The sequence below is a fragment of the Mesorhizobium sp. M2A.F.Ca.ET.067.02.1.1 genome, assembly GCF_004023285.1.
Lineage (GTDB): Bacteria > Pseudomonadota > Alphaproteobacteria > Rhizobiales > Rhizobiaceae > Mesorhizobium.
In genome coordinates, this window is sequence record NZ_RZSB01000921.1 from 1 (window position 1) to 2,076 (window position 2,076).

A 2,076-nucleotide genomic window follows, 5' to 3' on the forward strand; every position below is an offset into this window, starting at 1 on the left:
CCACCGCAGTCGCCGGAATGCCGGAGAAGGTGGCGGAGAAGCCGGCATTGGCCGCAACGCCGATGCCGAGCACCTTCCAGCGATGGTTGGGACCGAAGGCGCGGCGCGCGGAGGTGACGGCGGCTGCATCAGGCTGTTGGCAGTCGCTGCGTGTGACGATGGCGGACATGATCCATTCCCGTGACGGCCGGCTGGCGGCTTGACGGACCGGATGTAGCGCCATAGCTTCATCCATAAAATCAGGAAGTTTTTGATCGACACTCCTGAAAATCAGGACAATCTCATGCGCCGCGTCACGTTCGACCTCGATGTCCTCAGAACCTTCGTCACCGGCATGGAGCTGGGCAGCTTCGCCAAGGCGGCCGAACGGCTGGGACGCTCGACATCAGCGGCCAGCGCCCAATTGAAGAAGCTGGAAGAGCAGGCGGATACGCCGATCTTCCGCAAGGCGGGGCGCGGCCTGGCGCTGACCGAAGCCGGCGAAACCATGCTCGGCTATGCGCGGCGGCTGATCGAGCTCAACGACGAGGCGGCCTCCGCCATTCGCGACGTCGAGCTGGAAGGCTGGGTGCGGCTCGGCCTGCAGGAGGATTTCGGCGAGGCCGTGCTGCCCGACGTGCTTGGCCGCTTCGCCCGCGCCCATCCCAAGGTGCGCATCGAGGCGCGCATCGGACGCAGCCACGACCTCGTCGAACGCGTCCTGTCCGGCAATCTTGACATCGCGCTCGCCTGGCATGACGGCACCACCCTGCCCTACAGCCGCCACGTCGCCGATGTGCAGTCGCGCTGGATCGGCCCGGCAAAGCCGATCGAGGTCGGTCCGCGCAATGGCGAGCCGCTGCCGCTGGTGGTGTTCGAGGCGCCGTGCCTGTTGCGCACTGTCGCGACGGAAACGCTCGACCGCGCCGGCATGCCCTGGCGCATGGCATTCTCCAGCCCCAGTCTCGGCGGCATCTGGGCGGCGGTGGCGGCCGGCCTCGGCCTGACGATCCGAACCGATATCGGCCTGCCCGCCAATGTCAGGGCGATCGCGCCGGGCGTATTGGGGCTTCCCGCCCTGCCGATGATGGCGCTGCATCTACACCAGAAGGACGCCGAGCTCGACCCGGTCGCGGCGCGGCTGGCGGAGATTCTTTTGCAGGCGGCACTGGAGACATTGCCGGAGGGGGCGCGGGCGAAGGAGAACCTGCTAAAGGTCGCCTAAGCTTTGAAACGCTGGCGGGGCGCGAAGGATCACAGCTTATCCGTTCTGCGTGGCCGTATCCTCAACAGGGTCTGCGCGCGTCGCTTCGCTCCTTGCTCCGCCCGTGGATGACGACTGGAGAGGCGTCGCCGCCCTAATGCCTCACCGCTTCTTCGCGCGGCCCGCGAAAGGATTGTCCGACGTCCGCAGCGCCATGCGGATCGGCACGCCGGGCATGTCGAAGGCTTCGCGCAGGCTGTTGGTGAGATAGCGGACATAGGATTGCGGCATCGCGTCGGGCCGCGAGCAGGAGACGACGAAGCCCGGCGGCCGGGTTTTTGCCTGGGTGACATATTTGATCTTCAGCCGGCGGCCGGCGACGGCGGGCGGCGGATGATGCGCCAGGATGCCTTCCAGCCAGCGGTTGAGCTTGCCCGTGGAGACGCGGCTGTTCCAGACCTTGTGCGTCTTGATGACGCTTTCCATAAGCTTGTCGAGGCCACGCCCGGTCTCGGCCGAGACCGGCGCCGCCTGGATTCCGCGCACCTGCGGCAAGAGCCGCTCGGTCTTTTCGCGCAGCTCGGCCAAAAGCTCCTGCGGGTTGTCGATCAGGTCCCATTTGTTGAAGGCGATCACCGGCGCCCTGCCCTCGCGGATGATGAGGTCGGCGATCTGCAGGTCCTGCTTCTCGAAGGGGATGGTGGCGTCGAGCACGATGATGACGATCTCGGCGAAGCGGATGGCGCGCAGCCCGTCCTGCACCGAGAGTTTTTCCAGCTTCTCCTGCACCTTGGACTTGCGCCGCATGCCGGCGGTGTCGAACAGCTTGATCCGGCGGCCGCGCCAATCCCAGTCGACCGAGATCGAATCGCGGGTGATGCCGGCTTCCGGGC

At 66.5% G+C, this 2,076-nt stretch carries 2 protein-coding genes; one reads left to right on the forward strand and one right to left on the reverse strand.

All coding sequences use genetic code 11. The features are described 5' to 3' along the window. Positions 1–283 precede the first annotated feature (283 nt). Positions 284–1,204: a LysR substrate-binding domain-containing protein gene (locus EOA28_RS33700; RefSeq protein WP_127253482.1), complete on the forward strand. Its 921-nt coding sequence runs from the start codon at positions 284–286 to the stop codon at positions 1,202–1,204. A 141-nt stretch (positions 1,205–1,345) separates the two neighbouring features. On the opposite strand, the gene EOA28_RS33705 is transcribed toward EOA28_RS33700, so the two are convergent. Further along, a partial coding sequence (locus EOA28_RS33705; protein ID WP_128315744.1) for a GTP-binding protein occupies positions 1,346–2,076 on the reverse strand: 731 nt, incomplete at its 5' end.

Coding starts and splice junctions, on each gene's coding strand:
- EOA28_RS33700 (WP_127253482.1), top strand. CDS start 284: ATGCGCCGCGTCACGTTCGACCTCGATGTCCTCAGAACCTTCGTCACC.